General features: G+C 70.9%; 21 protein-coding genes. 12 read left to right on the top strand and 9 right to left on the bottom strand.

Annotated features, from left to right (window positions below; translation table 11 throughout):
* Nucleotides 1–129: 129 nt before the first annotated feature.
* Nucleotides 130–975, bottom strand: coding sequence for an esterase/lipase family protein (locus tag ACFE6Z_RS10085; RefSeq protein ID WP_375385058.1), 846 nt, complete (start codon nt 973–975; stop codon nt 130–132).
* A 328-nt stretch (nt 976–1303) separates the two neighbouring features.
* Between ACFE6Z_RS10085 and ACFE6Z_RS10080 the strand changes: the two genes are divergently transcribed.
* Together ACFE6Z_RS10080 and ACFE6Z_RS10075 are read left to right on the top strand one after the other, a co-directional pair.
* Entirely contained in the window at nt 1304–4630 is a 3327-nt protein-coding gene (locus tag ACFE6Z_RS10080; protein WP_375385057.1) for an SNF2-related protein, read from the top strand.
* Nucleotides 4631–4656: 26 nt separating this feature from the next.
* A complete protein-coding gene (locus ACFE6Z_RS10075; protein WP_375385056.1) occupies nt 4657–5487 on the top strand; it encodes an aldo/keto reductase in 831 nt (276 codons plus the stop codon).
* Nucleotides 5488–5563: 76 nt separating this feature from the next.
* Here the strand turns inward: ACFE6Z_RS10075 and ACFE6Z_RS10070 are convergent, their stop codons facing one another.
* From ACFE6Z_RS10070 to ACFE6Z_RS10050, 5 genes are all read right to left on the bottom strand, one after another.
* On the bottom strand, nt 5564–5788 hold the full coding sequence (locus ACFE6Z_RS10070; protein WP_375385055.1) for a hypothetical protein: 225 nt from the start codon (nt 5786–5788) through the stop codon (nt 5564–5566).
* 60 nt (nt 5789–5848) lie between these two features.
* Nucleotides 5849–6268, bottom strand: coding sequence for a VOC family protein (locus ACFE6Z_RS10065; protein WP_375385054.1), 420 nt, complete (start codon nt 6266–6268; stop codon nt 5849–5851).
* A 114-nt stretch (nt 6269–6382) separates the two neighbouring features.
* Nucleotides 6383–6571 carry a PspC domain-containing protein gene (locus ACFE6Z_RS10060; RefSeq protein WP_375385053.1) on the bottom strand — a complete coding sequence of 63 codons (189 nt, stop codon included), beginning with the start codon at nt 6569–6571 and terminating at the stop codon, nt 6383–6385.
* Between the two features lie 56 nt (nt 6572–6627).
* A complete protein-coding gene (locus ACFE6Z_RS10055; RefSeq protein WP_375385353.1) occupies nt 6628–7608 on the bottom strand; it encodes a DNA-3-methyladenine glycosylase family protein in 981 nt (326 codons plus the stop codon).
* Between the two features lie 361 nt (nt 7609–7969).
* Nucleotides 7970–8716: a winged helix-turn-helix domain-containing protein gene (locus ACFE6Z_RS10050; RefSeq protein WP_375385052.1), complete on the bottom strand. Its 747-nt coding sequence runs from the start codon at nt 8714–8716 to the stop codon at nt 7970–7972.
* A gap of 531 nt (nt 8717–9247) precedes the next feature.
* Here ACFE6Z_RS10050 and ACFE6Z_RS10045 point away from each other — a divergent pair.
* The 4 genes from ACFE6Z_RS10045 (at nt 9248) to ACFE6Z_RS10030 (ending at nt 10761) form a co-directional block, all read left to right on the top strand.
* Nucleotides 9248–9544 (top strand): GNAT family N-acetyltransferase, encoded by a 297-nt coding sequence (locus tag ACFE6Z_RS10045; RefSeq protein WP_375385051.1) that lies wholly within the window; start codon nt 9248–9250, stop codon nt 9542–9544.
* 59 nt (nt 9545–9603) lie between these two features.
* A complete protein-coding gene (locus ACFE6Z_RS10040; RefSeq protein WP_375385050.1) occupies nt 9604–10050 on the top strand; it encodes a DUF1622 domain-containing protein in 447 nt (148 codons plus the stop codon).
* Nucleotides 10051–10138: 88 nt separating this feature from the next.
* Entirely contained in the window at nt 10139–10414 is a 276-nt protein-coding gene (locus ACFE6Z_RS10035; protein ID WP_375385049.1) for a hypothetical protein, read from the top strand.
* The gene (locus ACFE6Z_RS10030; RefSeq protein WP_375385048.1) at nt 10411–10761 is read left to right on the top strand and encodes a hypothetical protein; all 351 of its coding nucleotides are present in this window, start codon (nt 10411–10413) and stop codon (nt 10759–10761) included. The genes ACFE6Z_RS10035 and ACFE6Z_RS10030 overlap by 4 nt, the downstream gene beginning before the upstream one ends.
* Nucleotides 10762–10765: 4 nt before the next feature.
* Here ACFE6Z_RS10030 and ACFE6Z_RS10025 read toward each other — a convergent pair whose 3' ends face one another.
* Nucleotides 10766–11536, bottom strand: coding sequence for an alpha/beta fold hydrolase (locus tag ACFE6Z_RS10025; protein WP_375385047.1), 771 nt, complete (start codon nt 11534–11536; stop codon nt 10766–10768).
* Nucleotides 11537–11586: 50 nt separating this feature from the next.
* Here ACFE6Z_RS10025 and ACFE6Z_RS10020 point away from each other — a divergent pair, with 50 nt between their 5' ends.
* The 4 genes from ACFE6Z_RS10020 to ACFE6Z_RS10005 all read left to right on the top strand — a co-directional run bounded on the left by ACFE6Z_RS10020 (nt 11587) and on the right by ACFE6Z_RS10005 (nt 17860).
* Nucleotides 11587–11991, top strand: a complete 405-nt coding sequence (locus ACFE6Z_RS10020; RefSeq protein ID WP_375385046.1) for a nitroreductase family deazaflavin-dependent oxidoreductase — start codon at nt 11587–11589, stop codon at nt 11989–11991.
* 99 nt (nt 11992–12090) lie between these two features.
* On the top strand, nt 12091–13245 hold the full coding sequence (locus tag ACFE6Z_RS10015) for an exonuclease SbcCD subunit D (RefSeq protein ID WP_375385045.1): 1155 nt from the start codon (nt 12091–12093) through the stop codon (nt 13243–13245).
* Between the two features lie 13 nt (nt 13246–13258).
* Nucleotides 13259–16261 (top strand): AAA family ATPase, encoded by a 3003-nt coding sequence (locus ACFE6Z_RS10010; protein ID WP_375385044.1) that lies wholly within the window; start codon nt 13259–13261, stop codon nt 16259–16261.
* Between the two features lie 45 nt (nt 16262–16306).
* Nucleotides 16307–17860 carry an MFS transporter gene (locus tag ACFE6Z_RS10005; protein ID WP_375385043.1) on the top strand — a complete coding sequence of 518 codons (1554 nt, stop codon included), beginning with the start codon at nt 16307–16309 and terminating at the stop codon, nt 17858–17860.
* Between the two features lie 13 nt (nt 17861–17873).
* Here ACFE6Z_RS10005 and ACFE6Z_RS10000 read toward each other — a convergent pair whose 3' ends face one another.
* Nucleotides 17874–19334: a phytoene desaturase family protein gene (locus ACFE6Z_RS10000; RefSeq protein ID WP_375385042.1), complete on the bottom strand. Its 1461-nt coding sequence runs from the start codon at nt 19332–19334 to the stop codon at nt 17874–17876.
* 125 nt (nt 19335–19459) lie between these two features.
* Here ACFE6Z_RS10000 and ACFE6Z_RS09995 point away from each other — a divergent pair, with 125 nt between their 5' ends.
* Together ACFE6Z_RS09995 and ACFE6Z_RS09990 are read left to right on the top strand one after the other, a co-directional pair.
* A complete protein-coding gene (locus tag ACFE6Z_RS09995; protein WP_375385041.1) occupies nt 19460–20536 on the top strand; it encodes a DUF4474 domain-containing protein in 1077 nt (358 codons plus the stop codon).
* An 82-nt stretch (nt 20537–20618) separates the two neighbouring features.
* Nucleotides 20619–21182, top strand: a complete 564-nt coding sequence (locus ACFE6Z_RS09990; protein WP_375385040.1) for a hypothetical protein — start codon at nt 20619–20621, stop codon at nt 21180–21182.
* A 220-nt stretch (nt 21183–21402) separates the two neighbouring features.
* Here the strand turns inward: ACFE6Z_RS09990 and ACFE6Z_RS09985 are convergent, their stop codons facing one another.
* Complete coding sequence (locus ACFE6Z_RS09985; RefSeq protein WP_375385039.1) at nt 21403–23475, bottom strand: NAD(+) synthase; 2073 nt, start codon at nt 23473–23475, stop codon at nt 21403–21405.
* Between the last annotated feature and the right edge of the window lie 357 nt (nt 23476–23832).

Here is a 23832-nt window from a genome sequence, read left to right as displayed (position 1 = left end):
GGGGTTCGCCGTCGCCGGTGGGTCGGGCGTCCGTGTCCGCCAGCTGGCGGACATGCGCCGCCGCGACGACGATCTGGCGGACACGGGTCGCCGGCACCCGGCGATGGTGGGGATCGGCCGGACTGTCGATCAGCTGGGGGCGGCGAGCAGCGCGATCCCGTCGCGCACGGCGCGGTAGGTCTCGGGCAGCCCGAGCACGCGGAAGTGCCCCGCGCCCGACACCAGGATGTTCGTGGCGCCGTCCAGCACGCTGCCGCCGGGGATATGCGGGTCGAACCGGCCGAACACAGACACGATCCGCCCGTTCACCGACGTGTCGCGGCCGAGGCTGACGATCGTCTCGTCGGACGGGAGAAACGCACGGATGCTGGGAACCCACATGAGTCCCGCCAGCGGCGAGCCTCCGAACGGCGTGCAGACCGCGACCATCCCGATCACTCCGAGCGGCGGTCCCTCCGGCTGATCGGGGGATGCTGGAGCCGGCGCACTCGCGGCAGCCTCGGCGGGATCGCCTCCGGCGGCGGCCTCGCGCACGGCCGCCTGCGCGGCGCCCGAGGCGATGAGCAGGTGCTTGCCGATCAGGCCGCCCTTGCTGTGGGCGACGAGCACCCGCCCCGCCGCAGGCGGGGGAGTGCGGGCGAGGGCGCGAGCGAGCCGGTCGGCGGTCTCGACGATGCCGCGGGTGTTCGCCCCCATGCCGTGCACCACGCAGATGCGATGGCCGGCCGCGTTGAGGTCGTCCGCCAGGGGGCGCAGGAACGTCCAGTGCTCGTATACGCCCGGCAGGAGCACCACCTCGGGCAACTCCGCCGAGCCCTCCGCCCACGAGCTCGGCGTGCGGCGGCGACCGCCCGTTCCCCACGGCGGGGCGAGGATGGCGAGCTGACGCCACGCGGCGTAGGCGTAGTCGGCCGCCCACCAGGTCGCCTGCTGCACGCGCGACCCGCGAGTGAGGGCGGGGGCGCCGGGCGTCATACGGCGCAGTCTACGACGGGTGAGAACTGCCGCCGCCGCGCGGTGTCGAGCCGCCCCGCCGCGGTGATCGAGTAGTGAGCGCCCCCCCCCGGTGATCGAGTAGCGAGCGCCAGCGAGCGTATCGAGATCCCTCGGACCCGCGTAGTGCGTCGCGGGTCTCGATACGGCGCTGGCGCGCCTACTCGACCTCCGCAGGGCGAGGCGCTGGCGCGCCTACTCGACCTCCGCAGCGGGATGGCGCTGGCGCGCCTACTCGACCTCCGCAGAGGGACGGCGCGGCCGCGGCCGCGCCGCGAATTGCCCCCGCGGGGCGTGGGACGATGGAAGGATGTCCGTCGCCCCGCTCCCGTTCGTCGAGGAGCTGATGATCGCGCGACTGGTCGGGCCGCTGTCGTACAGCCGCGGTCGCACGTACGCGGCGAACGGGCGCGTCGCCAAGCTGGAGTGGCAGCCGGCCGCGCAGCGGCTGTCGGCCGAGGTCCAAGGCACCGATCCGCGTCCGTATCGCGTGGTCGCGCTGCTCTCGGGGGCCGCCACCGCGCGGGTCATGGTGCGCAGCGCGACCTGCACATGCCCCCTCGCGATCAATTGCAAGCACGTCGTCGCGATGCTGCTCGAGTCGAACTCGCGCCACCGCGCCTACGAGGCGTCGTCGTCGCTCGCCGCGACGCCGACCGGGTGGCGTGGCCTGGTCTCGACGTTCGAGCCGATCGTGTCGGATGCTGCGACCCCGCGCCGCACACTGGCGCTGCAGTTCGCGCTCCGCTCCGGGGGCCGGCCACGCGGCGGCCGGCCGGCGGGCGCCCGTACAGGTCGAGCGGTGCGTGACGAACTGGCGAAGGATGCAGCATCCGTCCACGGCCTCGGCGTGCGCCCGGTGACGCGGGGCGCCCGAGGCGGATGGATCAAGGGCGAGCTGACGTGGCAGAACGTCGGCTATCAGGGCGCCGGCGGCGGGTTCGACCCGGCGCACGCGCGATGGTTCGCACAGTTCGGCACGCTGCGCAGCACCTCGCTCGGCGGCATCGTCGACTACGGCTCGGAGTGGATGACCCTCGACGGCTTCGAGTCGACGCTGCTGTGGGCCCTCCTCGACGAGGCGCAGGCCCTCGGCATCCCATTAGTTGCGTCGGGGTCGTCCGGGGCCTCGTCATCCGTCGAGGTCGCGGCGACCGCGACGATCGGGTTCGACGCCCGGGCGTCGGAGGGCGGCCTCGAACTCGCGCCGCGCGTCGTGATCGGCGACGTGTCGTACGACGCCGCGCAGGCGGGGCTGATCGGCTCGCACGGCGTCTACGGGTACGAGTTCGGTGTCTCCGAAGGGAGCCCGTCTATCCGCCTTGCGCGGCTGGAGCGACCCGCGACACGCGCCCAGCGGGGCATCATCGCGCGCCCCGACCCGGTGCGCGTCGCAGCCGACGAACTGCCGGAGTTCCTCGACGAGCACTTCGCGACGCTCGCCCGATCGGTGCGCGTGACCAGCGCCGACGACAGCTTCACGCCCCCGCCGCTCCCGCCCGCGACCCTCGTGCTCACCGCGCGCTTCGAGCCGGGAAACGTGCTGCGACTGGGCTGGGAGTGGGAGCTGTCGGACCGGCGGCGGATGCCGCTGACCGTTCCCGACAGCGCCTTCCTCGATCCGGTCGCCGAGCGTGCACCCGTGGCCGCCGTCACGGAGATCCTGCGGGGCGACCCCGCCGGAGCCCCCGCGCTCGGAGCAGGAGAACTCCGGGCCGCGACGGTGCTGCGCGGCCTCGAGTCGGCCGAGTTCACCGCGCGCGTGCTGCCCGGGATCGAGGGAGTCGAGCGGGTGCGGGTCGACGTGGTCGGCGCGAAGCCCGACTACCGCGAGATCGTCGAGGCGCCCGAGCTCACCGTCTCGGCGGTCGAGACCGAGTCCACCGACTGGTTCGACCTCGGCGTGATCGTCAAGGTCGAGGGCAAGACCGTGCCCTTCGGCCCGTTGTTCCGCGCGCTCTCGCGCGGAGCCACCAAGCTCCTGCTCGTCGATCAGACCTACCTGTCGCTGAATCAGCCCGTCTTCGCCCCGCTGCGCGAGCTCATCGACGAGGCCGGAACCCTCGAAGAGTGGGAGACCGGGCTGCGCATCAGCCGCTACCAGACCGCCCTCTACGCCGAATTCGAGGATCTCGCCGATCAGAGCGAGGCCGCCGTTGCCTGGCGGGCGACCGTCGATGGACTCCGCGACCTCGCCGCGACCCCGCCGGTGCCCGTGCCGGCGGGTTTCACCGGCGAACTGCGGCCGTATCAGCTCGACGGCTTCCACTGGCTCGCATTCCTCCACGCCCACGGGCTCGGCGGCATCCTCGCCGACGACATGGGCCTGGGTAAGACCGCGCAGACCCTGGCCCTCATCGCGCACGCGACGAAGACGCGGGAGACGAAGGCGCGCGCACCTTTCCTGGTGGTCGCTCCCACCTCGGTCGTCTCGAACTGGACGCGCGAAGCATCCCGATTCACTCCGGGGCTCCGGGTCGCCGAGATCACCGAGACGCGCGCCAAGAGCGGAAAAGCGCTGTCGGATGCTGCGGCCACCGCCGACATCGTTCTCACGACCTATGCGATCCTGCGTCTGGACGCCGACGAGTTCGCCGGCAACGACTGGGCCGGGCTCGTGCTCGACGAAGCGCAGTTCGCCAAGAATCCGGCATCCAAAGTGCACGAGGCCGCGCGCGGCATCCGTGCACCGTTCCGCCTCGCGGTCACCGGCACCCCGATCGAGAACAACCTCACGGAGCTGTGGGCGCTGTTCCAGATCGTCGCGCCGGGCCTCTTCCCGTCGGCGCGCGAGTTCGCGGAGAAGTACCGCCGCCCGATCGAGGTAGGTCACGATCCCGAGCGGCTCGCGCGGTTGCGTCGCCGGGTGCGGCCGTTCCTGCTGCGCCGCACGAAGGAGGCGGTCGCGCCCGAGCTGCCGCCCAAGCAGGAGCAGGTGCTCGAGATCCCGCTCGACCCTCGGCACCGCCGCATCTACGACACCCACCTCCAGCGCGAGCGGCAGAAGATCCTGGGGCTGGTCGATGACCTCGACCGCAACAGGTTCATCGTGTTCCGCTCGCTCACGCTGCTGCGGATGCTGAGTCTGGATGCCGCGCTCATCGATCCGGTCGGCTACGCGAACGTGCCGTCGGCCAAGCTCGACGCCCTGCTCGAGCAGCTCGAAGACGTGGTCGGCGAGGACCACCAGGCGCTCGTGTTCAGCCAGTTCACGTCGTTCCTGGAACGCGCAGCGGCGCGACTGGATGCTGCCGGCATCCCGTATTCGTATCTCGACGGCGCGACCCGCCGACGCGGTGAGGTGATCGACGGCTTCCGGCGCGGCGATGCGCCGGTGTTCCTCATCAGCCTGAAGGCCGGCGGATTCGGGCTGAACCTCACCGAGGCCGATTACGTGTTCCTGCTCGACCCCTGGTGGAACCCGGCCAGCGAAGCCCAGGCCGTCGACCGCACGCACCGCATCGGTCAGGACAAGCAGGTGATGGTCTACCGGCTCGTGGCCGAGGGCACGATCGAGCAGAAGGTGATGGCGCTCAAGGACAAGAAGGCGGCGCTCGTGTCTGCCGTGCTCGACGACGGCGCGTTCTTCAGCGAGGCGCTGTCGGCCGACGACATCCGCGGCCTCCTCGAGACGTAGCAACGTTGCAGTGGAAGGATGGCGGCATGGCCATCCCCACCGTGACACTCAACGACGGCACCGCGTTTCCCGAGCTCGGCCTCGGCACGTACAAGCTCCGCGGAGAGGAGGGCATCGGCGCGATCGTCTCGGCGATCGAGTCGGGCTACCGGCTGCTCGATTCCGCCGTCAACTACGAGAACGAGGCGGAGGTCGGCGAGGCCGTCCGCCGCTCGGGCCTCGACCGCGATGAGCTGATCGTGACGACCAAGGTCCCCGGTCGCGATCACGGGTACGACCAGGCGCTCGCCAGTGCCGAGGCATCCCTTCAGCGTCTGGGCCTGGACCGCATCGACCTGTACCTGATCCACTGGCCCAACCCGAGTATCGACAAGTACGTCGACACCTACCGGGCGATGATCGAGCTGCGCGATCGCGGCGCCGTGAGGTCGGTCGGCGTCTCGAACTTCACGCCCGAGATGCTCACCCGTCTGATCGACGAGACCGGGGTGGTGCCCGCCGTGAACCAGGTCGAGCTGCACCCGTATTTCCCCCAGACGGCGCTGCGCGCGTTCCACCGGACGCACGGCATCCGCACCGAGAGCTGGAGTCCCCTCGCTCGCCGCAGCGAGCTGCTGGGTGAGCCGGTCATCGACAGCCTCGCGGAGAAGCACGGCGTCACTCCCACGCAGGTCGTCCTCCGCTGGCACGTGCAACTCGATTCGACGCCGATCCCCAAGTCAGCCGACCCCGAGCGACAGCGCGAGAACGCCGACGTGTTCGGCTTCGCGCTCGACCACTCCGATCTCGGCGACATCTCGGTGCTCGAGCGCGGCCGGCTTTGGGATGGCGACCCCGACACCCACGAAGAGATGTGAGTGACGGATGCCTCGGCCGAGGCATCCGTTCATCCCCTGCTTCTTCGGCGGCCCCGCGGGTCGACGTCGGCTCGGGCTACAGCTGTGCCCCGTTGTCGTCGGGGTCATCGAGGCCGACAGTGCGGCCGCGCCACGATTCGTAGGCGATGAGCCAGCCGATGCCGATCACCCCGCCGAGCACGAGCCCCAGCCAGAGGCTGCCCCAGATCAGGCCGAACAGCGCGCCCAGAGCCAGCAGCAGCACCGTGCCGAGAATCCACCCGATCCGGCCGCGAGGAAATCCGGTGCGATCGTCGCTCATGCGCTCATCCTACGGCGCAGCCGGCGAGGCGGTCGGCCCGGCCGCCTCGCCCGAGCGGACTCAGGACTGCGGTGCGGCGTTGAGTGCCAGCATCCAATCGATTCCGAATCTGTCTGTCAGCATGCCGAAGCGGCCGCCCCACGGCGGGGTCTCGAACGGCATCGCGACCGTGCCGCCCTCGGCCAGGGCGTCCCACCAGCCCTCGAGGGCGGCTTCGTCGTCGCCGCTGATCGACACCGAGATGCCCGCCGGTTTGACATACGGCATGTGGCTGGGCGTGTCGGCGGCCATGAGAGTGAAGCCGTCGGGCGTCTCGAGTTGCGCGTGCATCACGAGCTGCTGCTCAGAGGGCTCGACACCCATCTCGGGGAAGGAATCGAAGGTGGAGATGTCGAGCTCGCCGCCGAAGACGGTCTGATAGAACTCCATCGCCGCGCGGGCGGTGTTCTGGAACGAGATGTAGGGGTTCAGGCTGGGCATGCGAGGCTCCCGGATGTCGGTGAGGACCGCGTCCATCCGCGGCACGACTCAGTGTCGTCGCGGCCTCCGACATCCGCAAGGCATCCCCATGCCCCCGCGATACGCCTGCCCGGCTCAGCCCAGCGGCTCCTGCGGAATGAGAATCCAGAGGAGCACGTAGACGAGGACCGAGACGCCGAAGAACACGACCCCGATCGCCGTGGCCACGCGGACGACGGCAGTGTTCCAGCCGAATCTGTTCGCGATGGCAGCGCAGACGCCGGCGAGGACGCGATCCTGACGAGGGCGGATGAGTGCGTTCATGTGCTCATCCTCGCAGGCGGCTCGCCGCTGCGCAGCAGGGGTACCCCCCGGACCGCTCAGCGGTCGCGGTGGTCTTCGGGGTGCAGCCGGGGTGCGCGCCGCGGCTCGTGCACGCCGCTCGCATAGATGAGGCGGATCACTCGTTGACGCTGGCCCGCCCATGGAGCCAGGAGCCGCAGCATCCCGTCATCGTCGACGCGGGTTCCGGTGAGGGCGTACCCGACCTCGTGCGCGAGGTGGAAGTCGCCGACGCTCACCGCATCGGGATCGCCGAGGGCGCGGATGCGCGTTTCGGCCGAAGTCCACGGGCCGACCCCGCGCAGAGTGATCAGCACGCGGTCGCGTGCCTCTCCGTCCGATGCGTCGGCGACGGCGCGCGCGACCGTGTCGCCGCGGCGGGCCGACTCGACGATCGTGCGCGCCTGCGGCGGCTCGAGCCCGGCGCGATGCCACGCCCACGACGGCACGTGCCGCCAGCCGTCGATGCTCGGCGGAGCGAACATCGGTCGGGGCGTGGGCCCCGGAGCGCGCTCGCCGTGCCACGTCACGATCCGTCGCCAGGCCGCGAAGGCCTGCATGCCGGTGACCTTCTGCTCGATGATCGCGCCGACGAGCGCGTCGAAGACGAGGTCGGTGCGGCCGAGCCTGAGCCCCGGGTTGCGGCGGTGCGCGTCGGCGATGAGCGGATGCTGCGACCCGTCGAACTCGGACGGATCATCCTCCGCCCCGCACAGCGCGGGCATCTGCGTGATCGCCCACCGCGCCCCCGGGCCCCATGCCGCGCCCCGGATCTCGCCCGGCGCGGTCTCGCGGAGCGCGAGCGTCGCGACGCCTTCCGGAGTGCGGCTCGCGCGCCAGATCACGGCCCCGTCGACCGTCATCGTGGGGTCGGCCGCTCCGCGGCGCTGCGACAGCACGGTTCCGCGGAGATCGAGCAGATGCCGGGGGCGATACACCGTCTCGAGCGGCCGGCCGTGGTCGGGCCGCAGGTCACGGGTCGCGGGCGCGGGACGGGTGCGCGCGTACGCGACCCTCATCACCTGCTCCACCACGCGCTCACCTTACGCCGAACCGTCCGACATCCGTCCCGCGATGCCGCGCTCCGCGGCGGAGATCGAGTAGGAGCGCGCCCGCGGATGCGCGCTCCGGCGGGGATCGAGCAGGCGCGCCAGCGCCGTATCGAGATCGGAGCCGACGTACTACGCAGGTCCGGCGGATCTCGATACGCTCGCTGGCGCTCGCTACTCGATCACCGCACGGGGAGCTCGCTGGCGCTCGCTACTCGATCACCGCGGCACGGCGCTTCTTCGGAGATCTGCTGTTCTGCGGCCGCGCCGCGCGGGAGAGCATCCGTACCTTGGCAGTTCTCCGAGGTTGCGCAGAAACGTGCGGAACGACTCAGAAGCGGTCGGGCGACGGAGCACCGTGGCCGTAACGGATGGCGACATCCGCGTGGCGGTCGAACCGGTAGCCGACGCCGCGCACGGTGCGCACGATGTCTTCGTAGCGGCCGAGCTTGGCGCGGAGGCGCCGGACGTGCACGTCGATCGTGCGCTCGCCCGGGGCGTCGTCGTCGGTCGCCTGCCACAGCGACGACACGAGCTCGGTCCGCTCGATCGTGCGGCCCTCGCGCAGCACGAGGTACTGCAGCAGCTCGAACTCCTTGAACGTGAAGGCGGCGGATTCGCCGTCGATCAGCACCCGCTTGCGCGAGATGTCGACGACGACGCCGTCGGCGGCGCGGTCCTCGTCTTCGGGCTCTTCTTTGGTGCGGGCCACCGCGGAGGGCTCGTGCAGCGCCAGGCGCACCACGTCGACGTCGCGTCCACCCGCGCCGACCGGGGCGAGGGCGACGGTGGCGTACGTCTCGGCAGCCGGAGCGAGTTCGGCGATCGTGCGGCGCAGGGCATCGACGAGCACGCCGAGCGAGACTCCGGATGCTGCGGCCTTGAGCTCGTCGATACCCACATAGAGCGCGAATCCGCGAGGCGACGTGCCGGCGGGGAGGTTGTGCGCCGGCGCGGCGGGCGCCGTGGGAGCGACCTCAGGAGCCGGGCGGCGCGACTCGGAGAGCGGCGGCACCGCCTGCAGGTGACGGGTCGGTGTGGTACTGGCGGGACGATCGAGGAGGAGTGTGTTCGACATGATGTGCGGTCCTTGCGGATGGGAACCCGGGCGGTGCGGCCTCAGAGGTTCGGCTGTGCAGCTGTTTCGGCGGTGCTGGTGGTCAGCGGTCGGGCCGGGGTGCGAGTCATCCGGATGCGCGTGATCGACGCGGAGACCGGAGCTGGGGGGATCGCTGTCGCTCTTCAGGGGCTGGCGCCTTCAGAAGCGGCGTGCGGATCCGGCAGGGTTTCACCGAGTAGGTGAGAGCTCGTGTCAGCGACACATTCGACAACACATGACAACGCGGCCGGCCATCATGCCGGTGGTCCCGTTCGCCTCCACGGCGGACAGAGAGCGTGCGTTGTCAGTCATGAAGCTGATTATGACCGAATGCGTCCCCACGCGTCAAATCGCACGGATGCCGGGGCATCCGTATGACGAAATGTTGCACTTTGCTCAGTCGGGCGCCCCGGGGGCGCCGTCGGGCGGCGGATGGCGGCAATGCCACGCTTTTCCGACACCGGGCCACGCACGGAGCCGGGGCGGGCGAGCGGACGTACGCTGGAGGGTGTGGAACTGACCTTCACCAACGAGCCGGACGCCTCGCGCTACGCGCTGCGCCGCGGTGACGATCTCGTGAGCGTGCTCGACTATCGCGACGACGGCCGCACGGTCGCCATGACCCGTGCCTACACGGTGCCCACCTTCCGGGGCCACGGCTATGCCGGAGAAGTCGTGGAGCGCGCCGTCGCGCAGCTGGAGGCCCGCGGAGACCGCGAGGTCATCCCGGTGTGCTGGTACGTCGCCGACTGGTTCGCCGCGCATCCCGAGCGGGCCGGCATCCTCCACCAGCGCCAGACGCACTGATCCCGTCGGGCCCCCACTCGCCACCGGACTGAACCCGCCCACCCGCATACACTGACGGCGTGGACATCGAGGTGATCTTCGTCGGCGTCGCGGTCGGCTTCGAGATGGTCGGCGCGATCGCCATGATCGTCGGCTTCGTGATCGCGCTCGTCCTCGGCTTCCGGTCGCTCCGGCGCGGTGAGGGTGGTCGCGCCGCATACACGGTCCTGCGCAACACGCTGGGTGCCGGCATCCTGCTCGGCCTCGAGGTGCTGGTCGCGGCCGACCTGATCCGCACGATCACCTCGAAGCCCTCGCTCGAAGACGCTGCGATCCTCGGCCTCATCGTGCTGATCCGGACGATCCTCTCCATCGCGATCCAGATCGAGATCGAGGGTGTGCTGCCGTGGCGCAAGGCGCTGCTCACGAGCGGTGGGCAGCTGCTCGGAGGTGCGGTCGCGCGCGATCGGGATGCGGCGACCCGTGCCCCCTCGACGACGCAGCCGGGTACGTCGACCGGCGCATAGCCGAGGCATCCCTCCGTCATCGGCTCTGTCAACCCCTTGGGCCGGCGGCGCGTGCGAGACAGTCTGGGGGCAATGAGAGAGGTGCACCATGAGCAATGAGCGTGATCTTCCCGAGGGAGTCATCGACGCGGATCCGCCCGGGGGCTGGGAGAGCGAAGAGGTCGCCGATCGTGAGACGGCCGCCGCGAACGCGGATGCGATCGATTCGCCGTCACTGACCGAGTCGGGGCTGCCGCCGCTGACTCCCGACGGCACGGACGCGACGGCCGATGCGCCGGCAGACGGGTCCGTCGAGGGCGCGGCGCTCTCCAGCGGCACCGATCCCGACCTCCGCACCGACGCCGACGTCGACGAGGCGTCGTGACGCCGCCGGATGAGACGGCCCCGGATGAGACGACCCCGGATGATGCGACCGAGCCCGTGCATCCCGATGCGGGTGTCGGCGGGGCAGTCGTGCAGGGCACGGACGCCGACGAGCCGGGTGCCGGTGCGGTCGATGCGCAGACCGAGCCGGCGATGGACCTCGATACCGTGACCGACCAGGAGCGCATCGACGGCATCCTCGCTCAGACGCGGGTGGACGTAGGCGGTGAAGACGCCGAGCGTATCGCGGAGGTCTTGCGGCAGCGGTTCGAGGATGCCGGCATCCCGGCCTCCGCTGATCAGCTGGCGTCGTTCGCCGAGGGCCTGGTCGCCGGTCGGAAGCGCTGACCGCTCACGCCCCCGCGAACGAGAGGATGCGGGCGGCGGCGGGCCCGGCATCCCGGATCATCGTCTCGTGACCGTGGCCTTCGATCTCGGCCAGTCGGGCGTCCGGGATCCGGTCGACGACGAAACGGCACCAGTCGCGGGGTGACACGTAGTCGTGCTCGCCGCGCAGGACGAGGGCGGGAGCGTGGATGCGGGGGTAGGCGTCCTCCGGCCGGTGGACGAGCATCGCGCGGAGCTTGCGCCCCAGGTGCGGACCGGCGCGCAGGTACTCCTTCGCGCCGATGGCGATCACGCGAGGGCTCTCGACCGTCAGATCCTGCGCGAGCCGGAGGAGCTGGCGCGACGCCCGGCGTTCGCGGACGTTCACCGTCGGCGCGATCAGCACGACCCGGGTTACGAGCTCAGGGTGACGGGCGGCGAGCTCTGCGGCCACCTGCGTCCCCATCGAGTGACCGACCGCGACGACGGGGCCGATCGCGCGCCCCCGCAGGAACGCGGCCACCAGGTCGGCGGTGCGCTCGACCGTGAGCGTTCGCGCCGGCTCGGGCGCGGCGCCGTACCCCGGCAGGTCGATCGCGATGATGCGCCCGTGACCGCGCAGATGAGCCGCCAGGTCGCCGAATACGCTCCGCCCCATCCCGATGCCGTGGATGAGGAGGAACGTCGGCGCCGCGTGGCCGAACTCTTCCGCGACCAGGGTCGCGCCCGCGTACGTGAACGGAGCGACGGAGGCTGACACCCCCTCGGGCGCGGTGACGGGGGTCGGCTCTTCCATCGTGCGAGCGTATCTGTCGGCCGGGGCCCGCCGAGCGTACCCTCGGACACATGGGCCGCGTCAAGAAGGCGTTCCTCGACACGCTGAACCACACGCTCAACCCGCTCACGCTGAGGGCGGCGCGGGCCGGCCGTGGGCCGTTCTCGCTCGTGCGCCACGTCGGCCGCAAGAGCGGCCGAACGTTCGAGACGCCGCTGATCCTCGCCCAGGTGCCCGGCGGGTTCGTCGCCGAGCTCACTTACGGCGACCAGGTGAACTGGTACCGCAACATCGTCAAGGGCGGCGGGGTGATCGTGCACCGCCGGCACGAGTACCCGATCACGGCGGTCGAGCCGCTGGACCGCGCGCAGGGGCTCGTCGCGTTCGGCGGATTCCGCGCCGTCGTCCTGCGGCTGCTGCGTCGACATGAGTTCCGGATGCTGCGCACCGAGGTGGGGTCTCCGGTCGCGGTGTGATCGGGTTGCGCGCTCGTCGCGTGCAGCCGAGCATCCGCTCTCGGCGAACCGCCCGGGCGCCTCAGGGGCGATGTCGGGCGTGGATCGTACGGTGTGAGCATGCGCATCCTGCACACCTCGGACTGGCACATCGGGCGGTCGTTCCACGGCCACGCCACGCTCGATGCGCTGCGCGGGGTGCTCGCGGCGCTCGCCGTGCAGGTGCGCGCGCACGACGTCGACGTGGTCGTGGTCGCCGGTGATGTATTCGATTCCGCCACCCCCGCGGCGGCCTGCTTCCCGGTGCTGACCGAGGCGCTCCTCGCGCTCCGCGACGCCGGCGCGCAGGTCGTCGTCACCTCGGGCAACCACGACTCGAGCGCCCGCCTGGGCTTCCAGTCCGCGCTGCTGCGCGAGGGCATCCACGTCGTCACCGACCCCGCCACGGTCGGCACGCCGATCACGATCGGCGACGCCGACGGCCCCGTGCACTTCTACGGGATCCCGTACCTCGAGCCGACGATGGTCCGTTCGGTGTGGCCGGGCGTCGAGTTGCGTGCGCACGCGCAGACCCTGACCCACGCGATGGGGCTGATCCGCGCCGACCTCGCGGCCCGCGGCGGGCGCTCCGTGGCGATCGCGCACTGCTTCGCGGCGGGAGTCGCGCCGACGCCGCAGCTCGAGCGCGACATCCAGCAGGGCGGGCTCGACGTCATCCCGCTGTCGGTCTTCGACGGTGTCGACTACATGGCACTCGGCCACATCCACGGGCGTCAGCAACTGGCCGAGACCGTGCGCTACGCAGGCGCGCCCCTGCACTACAGCTTCGGCGAGGCCGGCAAGCCGCGCGGCTCGTGGCTGGTCGAGCTGGATGCCGGGGGATTCGCCTCGGCGCGCTGGCTCGAGCTGCCCGTGCCCCGTCGGCTGGTGTCGCTGCGCGGCACCCTCGACGAACTCCTCACCGACCCCGCTCACGAGGCACACCGCGACGACTGGGTGTGCGCGGTGCTCACCGACCCGACCCCGCAGATCGACCCGATGCGCAAGCTCCAGTCGCGGTTCGCGTGGTGCGCGAACATCAAGCTCGACCCGCAGGGCGCCCCCGAGGGCGACCGCGCGAGCTACGCCGACCGTGTCCGCGACGTCGCGAGCGACCCCGACCTGATCGGCCGGTTCCTCTCCCATGTCCGCGCCGGGCAGGGGCCCGACGACCAGGAGCGCGCCCTGATCCAGGACGCGGTGGCCGAGGAACGCGTCTCGGAGCTTCACCTGTGAAGAAGACAGAGCCGTGAGGCTGCACCGGCTCGACATCGAGGGATTCGGGCCTTTCCGGCGCCCGCAGACGGTCGACTTCGATGCGCTCGCGCGCGACGGCATCTTCCTCATCGGCGGCAAGACGGGTGCGGGCAAGTCCAGCATCCTGGATGCTGTCTGCTTCGCGCTGTACGGCGGGGTGCCGCGCTACGGAGAGGGCGAAAAGCGCATCCGCAGCGACCACTCGGCGCTCGACGAGCCCACCAAGGTGAGGCTCGAGTTCTCCAGTGGCGGCAGGCGCTGGCGAGTCGAGCGGGTTCCGACCTATGAGCGTCTCAAGCGCAACGGGCGAGGCACGACCCTGACCGCCGCAGAGGCGCGACTCGAGGAATGGGTCGACGAGCAGTGGGTGGGGCGCGCCGCGCGCCCCGTCGACGTGGGCAACGAACTCCAGCCGATTCTGGGGCTCAACCACCACCAGTTCCTCCAGGTGATCCTGCTCGCGCAGGGCAGGTTCGCGCAGTTCCTGCTCGCCCGCAACGATGAGCGGCAGACCTTGCTGCGCACCCTGTTCGACTCGAAGCGATTCGGGGGATACGAGGAGAGCTTCGAACGCCGCCGCAAGGCGACGCTCGAGAGGCTGGCGCTGGAGAACCGCACGCTGCTGGCACAGCTCGAGAACGCTGAGCGGCTCGCACGCTCCGACTCCGATGAGCCGGTTCTGGGCGATCTCGACCTCGAAGAACGCGTCGCCCGCGTCCGTCAGGCTCGCTTGCGCGCCGCACATCAACGCGAGCTCACCAGCGCGCAGGAGGGCACCGCGCGCACGACGCATCTGGCCGCCGATGCCGCGCACACAGTCCTCGTCGCGCAGCGAACAGAACAGATCGCGCGCGACGACGCTCGGGGCGCCCTCGCCCGGCTCGACGGGCGCGCCGCCGAGCTGGCGGCCACGCGAGCAACGCTCGCCGCCGCCGACGAGGCCGAGACGTTCCGGCCGTTGATCGCAGCGGTTGATCGCACCGACGCGGCCGTACGCGAGGCGGAAGCCGCGCACGCCGACGCGGTGGCCCGGTGGCTCGCGGCCGGCGAGACGGTCCAAGACCAGACCGCGATCGCGAGCCGCGCCGACGAACTGATGGCCGCCGTCGGCGCGTGGACGGTCGGGCACGAGGCCGAAGATCGCCTCCGCGGGCTCGCGCGCGATCGCGCGACCACGGCCGCGCTCATGGCGGTCGCCGACGACGAACTCGCTGCGATCCAGTCGCGCCGTGCGGAGCTCCCGACGCTGCTCGAAGCCGCGGCTGCGGCGCTGGCCGCCGCGCGGGTGCACGCCGACGCGCTGCCGACCGCCTCGGACCGCCTCGACGCTGCACGGCTCGTGCACGCGGCGGCGGAGATCGCCGAAGAGGGGCGCGCGGCACTCACTCTCGCCGAGGCAGCCGCGACAGCGGCCGGTCGCGCGCTCACCCGCGCCTCGGGCGAGCTCGACGACCTCAGAGACCTGCGCTTCCGCGACCACGCGGGCGAACTGGCCGAGACCCTCGTGGACGGTGATCCGTGCCCGGTCTGCGGCGCCTGCGAGCACCCCGCTCCCACCTCGCGCACGGGCGAGCCCGTCACCGACGACGACATCGCCACCGCCGAGGCGCACAAGCGGGCCGCCGTCGCCGCCGACGCTGCAGCCGCAGATGAACTGCAGCGCGCACGGGATGCTGTGGCCACCGCGACAGCGCAGGCCGGTGGTCTCGCGCCCGCAGCCGCTGCCGCAGCGGTCGCCGCCGCCGAAGCGGAGCTGGCCGCCGCGGTTTCAGCCCTCGATGAGCACGCGCGGCTCGCCGAGGATCGCGCTGCACTCGAGGCCGAATCGACGGGGCTCGAGAGCTCCTACGCAGACCTCACGACCGCGCGGGCGCAGGCGGCCGCCGCGCTCGCCGGTATCGATCGGTCGATCGCCGAGGCGGAGGAGACGGTCCGCGACGCCCGTGGCGATCACGAGAGCGTCGCCGCACGGATCGATGCAGCCCAGCGCATCATCCGCCTCGCGCGCGAGCTGGTCGCAGCTCTCGGTGTCGTGCAGACGCGTCGCGAAGCCGCGGAGGCGGCGGCGGCCGCACTCGAGAAGGCGATCGACGCGTCCCGGTTCGATGCGCGCGAAGACATCGCCGGCGCACTCCGCTCGGCGGGCGACCGCGCGGTGCTCGACGCGACGGTGCGCGGGTACGACGCCGAACGTGCGGGCGTCACGCAGAACCTGCTCGCCCTGGAGCTGCGGATGCTGCCCGAAGAGCCCGTCGACGTCGACGCGTCCGAGGTGGCGCTGCGCGCAGCATCCGAGACCTGGCGCGCGTCCGTCACGTCAGCTGCCGCCGCCGCGACCCTCGCGCAGCAGCTCGACGAAGCCGTCGAGGCGACCGAGATCGCCCACGCCGTGATCGCGGAGATCACCGGCGAGGCGGCGGTGATCGAGCGGCTCGCCAACTCCGTCGCCGGGCGCGCCCCCAACACGCGGAAGATGAACCTCGAGACGTTCGTGCTCGCCGCCGAGCTGGAGGAGATCGTGGCGGCTGCCAACGTGCGCCTGGACGAGATGACGCAGGGCCGCTACCGGCTGCGGCACACCGATGCGAAGGCGGCGCGGGGAGCAGCATCCGGTCTCGGCATCGACGTCGTCGACGCGTTCACCGGCCAGGCCAGACCCGTGCAGTCGCTGTCGGGCGGCGAGACCTTCCTCGCCTCGCTCGCCCTCGCGCTCGGACTCGCCGAGGTCGTCACCGCGCGAGCCGGCGGCATCCGCCTCGACACCCTGTTCATCGACGAGGGGTTCGGCTCGCTCGACGCCGACACGCTGGACGTCGCGATGCGAACGCTCGACGAACTGCGTCAGGGCGGCCGCGTAGTCGGAGTCATCAGCCACGTCGAGGCGATGAAAGACCAGCTGCCCGCGCAGCTGACCGTGCGCACCAGCACCCACGGCGACAGCATCATCGATCAGGAGCGCAGCGTCATCGGGTACGACCTCGGTGTCAAGGCCTGAGCGCACCATCGGCCGGATCGGGATGCCGCGAGTAGCCTTGGAGAAATGTCCGATGCGAACGAGTCCACCGCCGGTTCGGCGCCACAGCCCCCGACTCTGACGCTCGAGCTGAGCCCGGCACGCAGGTGGCGGGCGTTCTGGGTCTGTGCCACGGTCGCCGCGATCACGATCCTCGACCTGTCGAAGGTGAACGTCGCATTGCCCTCGATCGAGGCCGCTCTCGGCGCCCAGTCGACCGAGCTCCAGCTGATCGTCTCGGGCTACGTCCTGACCTTCGGGCTGTTCCTCGTGCCGATGGGGCGCCTCGGCGATCAGCGCTCTCGCCGCACCCTGTTCGTGGTGGGGCTCTCGCTGTTCACGCTCGCGAGCCTCGTCTGCGCGATCGCGCCGAGCACGACCGTGCTGCTGGTCGCCCGTCTCGTGCAGGGCGTCGCCGCCGGCATCCAGATGCCCCAGGTGCTGGGCACCATCCAGCAGCTGTTCCAGGGCAAGGAGCGCGGACGGGCATTCGGTTTGTTCGGCGCCACGATCGGCGTCGCCACGGCGTTCGGCCCGACGCTCGGCGGCCTCCTGATCGCCCTCGGCGGCCCCGACGACGGGTGGCGCTTGATCTTCTGGATGAACATCCCACTCGGACTCATCGCGATCGCCCTGGCGATCTGGGTGCTGCCGACCACGCGTGCCCGATCCCGAAAGCCCCTCGAGCTCGACCCGGTCGGGGTAGGTCTGTTCGCCGTCACGGTGCTCGCGCTGATGTGGCCGTTCCTGTTCACCACGGGGTCGCCCGACGATAACCCGCAGCGGTGGTGGCTGCTGGTCGTGTTCGTGCTGTTCGCGGGCGCTTTCGTCGCGTGGGAGCGGCGGTACACAGCATCCGGTCGCAATCCGCTCATCCCGTTCGCGCTCTTCGGGATCTCGTCATACCGCAACGGCACGATCATCCAGTCGGCGTACTTCACCGCGCTGCCGTCGATGTTCCTGCTTACGACCCTCTACCTGCAGAGCGGGCTGGGCCTGCCCCCGGTGTTCGCCGGAATGGTCACGATCGGGTTCGCCCTCTCGAGCGCCATCTCGTCGTGGTACGGCGGAAACCTCGTGAGCCGGTTCGGGCGCCCGATCGTCGTGTGGGGACTCGCGCTCGTACTCGTGTGCGTCGCGGGGCTCATGCTCGCGGCGCTCTATGTGCCGGACGCGTTCACCGCCTACGTCATGGCGGGGGTGATGGTGATCGGTGGCATCGGCGGCGGTCTCGTGATCGCGCCGAACCAGACGCTGACCCTCGCCGACATCCCCGTAAAGCAGGGCGGGCTCGCCGGCTCGGTCGGCCAGCTCGGTCAGCGGATCGGCACCGCCGTCGGCACCGCGGTCGCCCTCGCGCTGTTCTACTCGACGATCTATCGCGAAGACGGCGGGACCAGCTCGGAGTCGGTCGTCTTCCACGACGCCTACGGCTTCGGCATGATCGCCGTCGGGCTGTTCGTGGCGATCGCGTTCGTGGTGGCGGTCATCGACCTGTCGGCCCGCAATCGCAGCCGCAGCGCGCCGCGCACACAGGCGCGCGCGCATTTAGGCGGTCACGCCCGCAGATCCGCGGGGTGACTCGGCTCACCGATCACCCGAACAGATCGGCCAGTTCGATTCCCACGCCGGCATTGTCTACGAGCGCCTGCCGGGCGGCGTACCATCCCGGCATCCCCGTCACTCCCGGGCCGGGAGGGGTCGATGCCGAGGCGAGGTAGACGCCCCGCATCGGCGTGCGCCACGGGGTCGGCGAGACCACGGGTCTGCGGATCGACTGCGCCACCGAGAACGCCCCGCCGAGGATGTCGCCGCCGATCGACGCCGGATTGAACCGGGCCCGCTCGGCCGCCGTCATCGCGGAACTGGCGAGGATGATGTCGCGGAAGCCGGGCGCGAAGCGCTCGACCTGACGTGTCACGAGTTCGGTCGGGTCGAGCGTCGACCCCGGGGGGACGTGGATGTACGCCCACAGCACGGCCTTGCCGGCGGGCGCCCGGGTGTCGTCGAGCACCGACGGCTGGACGGCGAGCACGTACGGGCGATCCGGCACTCGGCCATCGGCGACGGCGTTCTCGCCCGCCTCGATCTCGGCGCGCGTGCCGCCGAGGTGCACGGTCGGGGCGCGCGCGACATCTGCGTTCGCCCACGGAATCGGACCGTCCAGCGCGAAATCGACTTTGGCGGCCGCCGAGCCGTAGCGGTACGAGCGGATGCTGCGCCCATACCCCGCGGGTATGCCGGGGTGCGTCAGCAGAAGGCGAGGCGACGTGTCGAGCAGGAGGAGGTCGCCCGCCTCAGGATCGCCGTAGTCGAGGTCTGCGAGCGAGGCGACGTCCATGCTGGTCTCGATCACGCCGCCGTGCGCGCGAAGGTCGGCGGTGAGCGCGTCCGCGATCGCCTGGGCTCCTCCGCGGGGGTAGGCCCATCCGGTCGGGGTATGCGCGTGCGCGGCCAGGAACAGCCCCGACGCGGCTGCCGCGAGCGACGGCAGCCGGGTATTGGCGTGCGCGAAGGCGCCCGTGAGCAGGGCATCCGCTTCGGGGGTGGTGAACGTGTCGCGGCCGAGGGTGCTGCCCAGTTGGAGCACGCGCAGCCCGAAGCGGGTCGCGGTGACCGGATGCCGCGGCATCCGCAGCAGTTGCGAGCCGGTGAAATCGACCACCCCCGCCATGCGCCTGCTGAGCGGGCGAAGCACGGCACGCCATGAGCCGGCGTCGCGCCCGAGGGCGTCGGCAGTGCGGTCGAGATCCCGCCACGCGATCGCCGCTTGACCATCGTCGAGGGGATGCGCGAACGACGCGTCGGGAACGATCCACTCGAGCCGGTCGCGGAGACCGAACGCGTTGAAGAACCGTGACGTGAGGGCGGCGGGATGCACGGCCGATCCGATGTCGTGACGGAAGCCCGGAAGGGTGAGCTCCTCCGTGCGGATCGCGCCTCCGACCCCGTCGGCGGCTTCCAGCACCCGGACGCCGTAGCCCGCGCGGGCGAGCGTGACGGCGGCAGCCAGACCGTTGGGTCCGCTGCCGACGACCGTCGCCGTCCTGCCCATGTCGTCCAGTCTGTCACCCGCCGGTTCTCCGGATAGAGTGCGCCGGGTGCTGCGATGGGGATTTCGCCCCATTGGTCCGCGTCGAGGGGCGCCTCTAGGGTGGAGAGGATTCGACCGGGGGTGGTATGTCGTTCGCAGGAATGGACATCGAGGGGACGCGGGCGCTCGCGTCGACGTTCGGGAAGGCTGCCGACGCGCTCGCTGCGGCCGAGACCCAGCTGAACGGCGAGCTCTCGCGCTCGCCGTGGCACGGGCCGGACGCCGCGTCGTTCCGATCCGATTGGAACGGATCGCACCGCGCGGCGCTGCGCCGCACGGCCGAGAGCCTGCGGTCGATCGGCTCGCTCCTGGTGCGCCAGGCCGATCAGCAGCAGACCGCGTCGCAGCGCGACGGCGGCGGACTCCCGTCCGGGTTCGCGGTCGGACAGGTCGGCGCCAATGGCGGGTTCGGGGGCACCTCCGCGCACGGGACCGGGACCGCCGGTGGTGGCGACATCTTCAGCCAGCTTGCGCCGTTGCCGCGCACGCTCACCGGCCTCGTGCCCGGCCTGCAGAATGCCGTCGGCAACCTCGCCGATCTCGTGATGCGCGTGCCGCTCGTGGAGGCGGCGATCTCGACCGGACTCGGCTTCGAGTACGTCAAAGGGCAGGACTTCTACACGACCAATCAGACCTCGATCCAGAGCCACCTCGGCTTCATGGATGCGTTCGACAAGCTCGGCTTCGCGGGCGGCATGGACCTCGATGACAGCGTCACCCAATTCGAGTACGACGGCCAGGAGTACCGGCTCGAACTGTGGAAGGGCAACTACGGGGCGGGATCGGCGTTCGGCGGCGAGATCGGGCTGTACGTGCGCGACCCCGACAAGGAGGTCTGGGAGTCACCCGGTCAGGCGATCGCCGGCTTCTACCCGGCCGCCGATCAGGATGACCGGATCCACATGGTCCAGCAGATCTACAACGTCGACACGGGCGAGACCTACTTCACCAGCGACGGGCACGACACGATCGGCGGCGACCAGTACTGGAACGCTGCTATCCGCACGACTCCCGGCATCGACAAGGACGACCTCGGCCAGCGCGGCACCCTGTACGTCGACGACCCTGGCCTGCGCAACGCCATGGTCGACGAGATGAGGCGTGAGGGCCTCGATGTGCGCGTCGACGTCCGCACGGGCGCGATCGACTACGACTGGCAGTAGCCTCGCCCCGCTGCGCTCTTGCGAAACCCGATCGATCGGCGCGTGTCATCCGCATGCAACAGCAGCCGTTCTACGCTGGAGCATGGCGCACACATCGAGCACAGGCACCGTCGTAGCCGTGGTCGGAGCGGCGTCGGGCGACGCGATGGCGACGCTCGACGGCATCCCGGGCATCGAGACCCTCTCTCTGCGCGGCACCGATCCCGCCGTCGCCGCGCGTCGGATCGCTGCGGCGGGCACGACGTGGATCATCCACGACGCAGACCCGCTCGAGCATGTCGCCGCAGCGTGGGTCGAGCTGTACGAGGAGCGCGCGACGCTCGGCACGCTCGAACTGGAGGTCGAGACCGCGCTCGCGCAATTCGAGTCGGGCGACGCGATCATGCCCGACTACTACATCGTGCTCGACCCCGACCAGGTCCAGTCCACCTGGCGGCACTGGTGGTGCGGCGCTCTCGGGCATCGCGCACCGCGCCGGGTGCTTCCCGCGCATGCTCCGACGACATCACGGGATGCTGCGCTGCGGACGCTGCTGACAGTTCTGCCCTCGTCGCGGCCGTGGCCCGAGCCGTCGTCGTGGCTGCCCGGGCTGCCCTTCGACATCCCCGACCGGGTCGGTCTGCATCAGGATCGCCCGTTCGCCTGAGCGGACGCGCTCGGCCCGCGAGCCTCCGGCGGCGGTGATCGAGTAGGCGCGCCAGCGCCGGCCCACGGCGGTGATCGAGTAGGCGCGCCAGCGCCGGCCCTCTGCGGTGATCGAGTAGCGAGCTTGCGAGCGTATCGAGATCCCTTGGGCCTGCGTAGTACGTCGGTGCGGCGGATCTCGATACGCTCGCTGGCGCTCGCTACTCGATCAACGAATCGCGCTACCGCGCGAAGAATTCAGCGGGCAGCGCGGCCTTGAGCTCGGCGATCCACACCTCGGCGTTGCCGTCCGACGGCGCACGCCAGTCGCCGCGCGGCGAGAGCGACCCGGCGGGCGAGACCTTGGGCCCGTTCGGGATCGCGGAGCGCTTGAACTGCGCGAACGCGAAGAAACGACGGAGGAACACCTCGAGCCATTTCGCGACGGTCGGCAGGTCGTACGCGTAGCGGTCTTCGTCGGGGAATCCGGGGGGCCAGGCTCCGGCATCCGCATCTCGCCATGCGTGCGACGCGAGGAAGGCGATCTTCGACGGACGCAGCCCGTAGCGGACGAGGTGGAACAGGGCGAAGTCGTGCAGGGCGTACGGCCCGATCCGATCTTCGGTGGACTGCATCTTCCCGTCCTGCCCGGCCGGCACGAGCTCGGGGCTGATCTCGGTGTCGAGCACGGACTGGAGGACAGCGGCGGCCGCAGCATCCACTCCCTGCCCCTCCGCGATCACCCAGCGGATCAGATGCTGGATCAGGGTCTTCGGCACGCCCGCGTTCACGGCGTAATGGCTCATCTGATCGCCGACGCCGTAGGTCGCCCAGCCCAGAGCGAGTTCCGACAGGTCGGACGTGCCGACGACGATGCCGCCGTTCTGGTTCGCGAGGCGGAAGAGGTAGTCGGTGCGCAGGCCGGCCTGCACGTTCTCGAACGTGACGTCGTGCACCGGCTCTCCGTCGGCGAACGGGTGCCCGATCTTCGCGAGCATCTCGGATGCCGCGGGCCGGATGTCGATCGCCTGTATCGACGCACCCATCGCCTCGGCGAGGGCAATCGCGTTGGACTTCGTGTGCTCCGAAGTCGCAAACCCGGGCATCGTGTAGGCGAGGATGTCGCTGCGCGGCCGGCCCATGCGGTCCATGGCCCGCGCGATCACGAGCAGCGCATGGGTGGAGTCGAGCCCGCCGCTCACGCCGATCACGGGCTTGGGGTCGCCGATCGCGCGCAGGCGCTGGACGAGGCCTGCGACCTGGATGCTGAACGCCTCGTAGCAGTCCTGCGCGAGGCGTGCAGGGTCGTCGGGCACGTAGGGGAAGCGGTCGAGCGACCGGCGCAGGCCGATGTCGCCGCCGGGCGGGTCGAGCTGGAAGTGCACGGTGCGGAACTGCGGGTCGTACGTGCGGCGGTTGTCGTCGAACGTGCCCTGGCGAAGGCGATCCTGTCGGAGGCGATCGAGGTCGATGTCGGCGACGCTCCGGCGGGGGCCGTCGGGGAACCGCTCGGTCTCATCCAGCAGCAGTCCGCCCTCGTAGATCATCGTCTGACCGTCCCACGACAGGTCATTCGTCGACTCGCCGAGCCCGGCCGCCGCGTAGGCGTAGGCGGCGAGGCACCGCAGCGACTGCGACTGGCAGAGGTCTTTGCGGTCTTCGGCGCGCGCGATCGTGATCGGGCTGCCGGAGAGATTCAGCAGCACAGTGGCGCCCGCGAGGGCAGCGGCAGACGACGGCGGGATCGGCACCCAGACGTCTTCGCAGACCTCCGCGTGGACGACCAGGCCCGGCACGTCGAGCGCTTCGAACAGCAGATCAGAACCGAACGGCGCCTCGAGTGCGCCGATGCGGATGTCGCCGATCCGGATGTCTGCGCCGCGCTGATCGTCGCCGGGCGCGTACCAGCGCCGTTCGTAGAACTCGCGGTAGGTGGGGAGGTACGACTTCGGCACGACCCCGAGCAGCTCTCCGCGGTGGATCACGACCGCGCAGTTGTAGAGGCGGTTGCGGTGTCGCAGCGGCGCGCCCACCACGAGCATCGTGAAGAGCTCTTCGGATGCCTCGACCAGCCGCGCGATGGAGGCCTCGACGGCGCCCAGCACAGCATCCTGCAGCACGAGGTCGTCGATCGCGTACCCCGTGAGGCACAGCTCGGGGAAGACCGCGACGGCCACGGCGTCAGCGTCGCACTCGCGGGCCGTGGCGAGGATCGCCTCGGCGTTCGCCGCCGGATCGGCGATCGCGACGGGGATCGTGCATGCCGCGACCCGCGCGAACCCGTGACGGTACGCGCTCTCGAAGCTGGTGCTCATGTCCCCAGTGTGGCAGGCCACGGTGCGCCGCGGTGATCGAGTAGCGAGCGCCAGCGAGCGCCAGCGAGCCCCCGCGGTGATCGAGGAGCGAGCTTGCGAGCGTATCGAGATCCGCCGAACCGACGTAGTACGCGAGCCGTGATCTCGATACGGCGCTGGCGCGCCTACTCGATCTCCGCGGGGGCAAAGCGCTAGCGCGCCTACTCGATCTCCGCGGGGGCAAAGCGCTGGCGCGCCTACTCGATCACGCAAGGTGCCTCTCGCGATTTCGGCGATCTGCAGTTCTTCGGGGCGTTGTGCCGGGCGGGCTCCCGAAGAACTGCAGATCTCCGAAGTCCTGCAGCGGAGGCGCGGGTC

The organism is uncultured Microbacterium sp. (genome assembly GCF_964244775.1).
Lineage (GTDB): Bacteria > Actinomycetota > Actinomycetes > Actinomycetales > Microbacteriaceae > Microbacterium.
The sequence above is the reverse complement of the archived record's forward strand: the minus strand, read 5'-3'. Positions and strand labels throughout refer to the sequence as shown.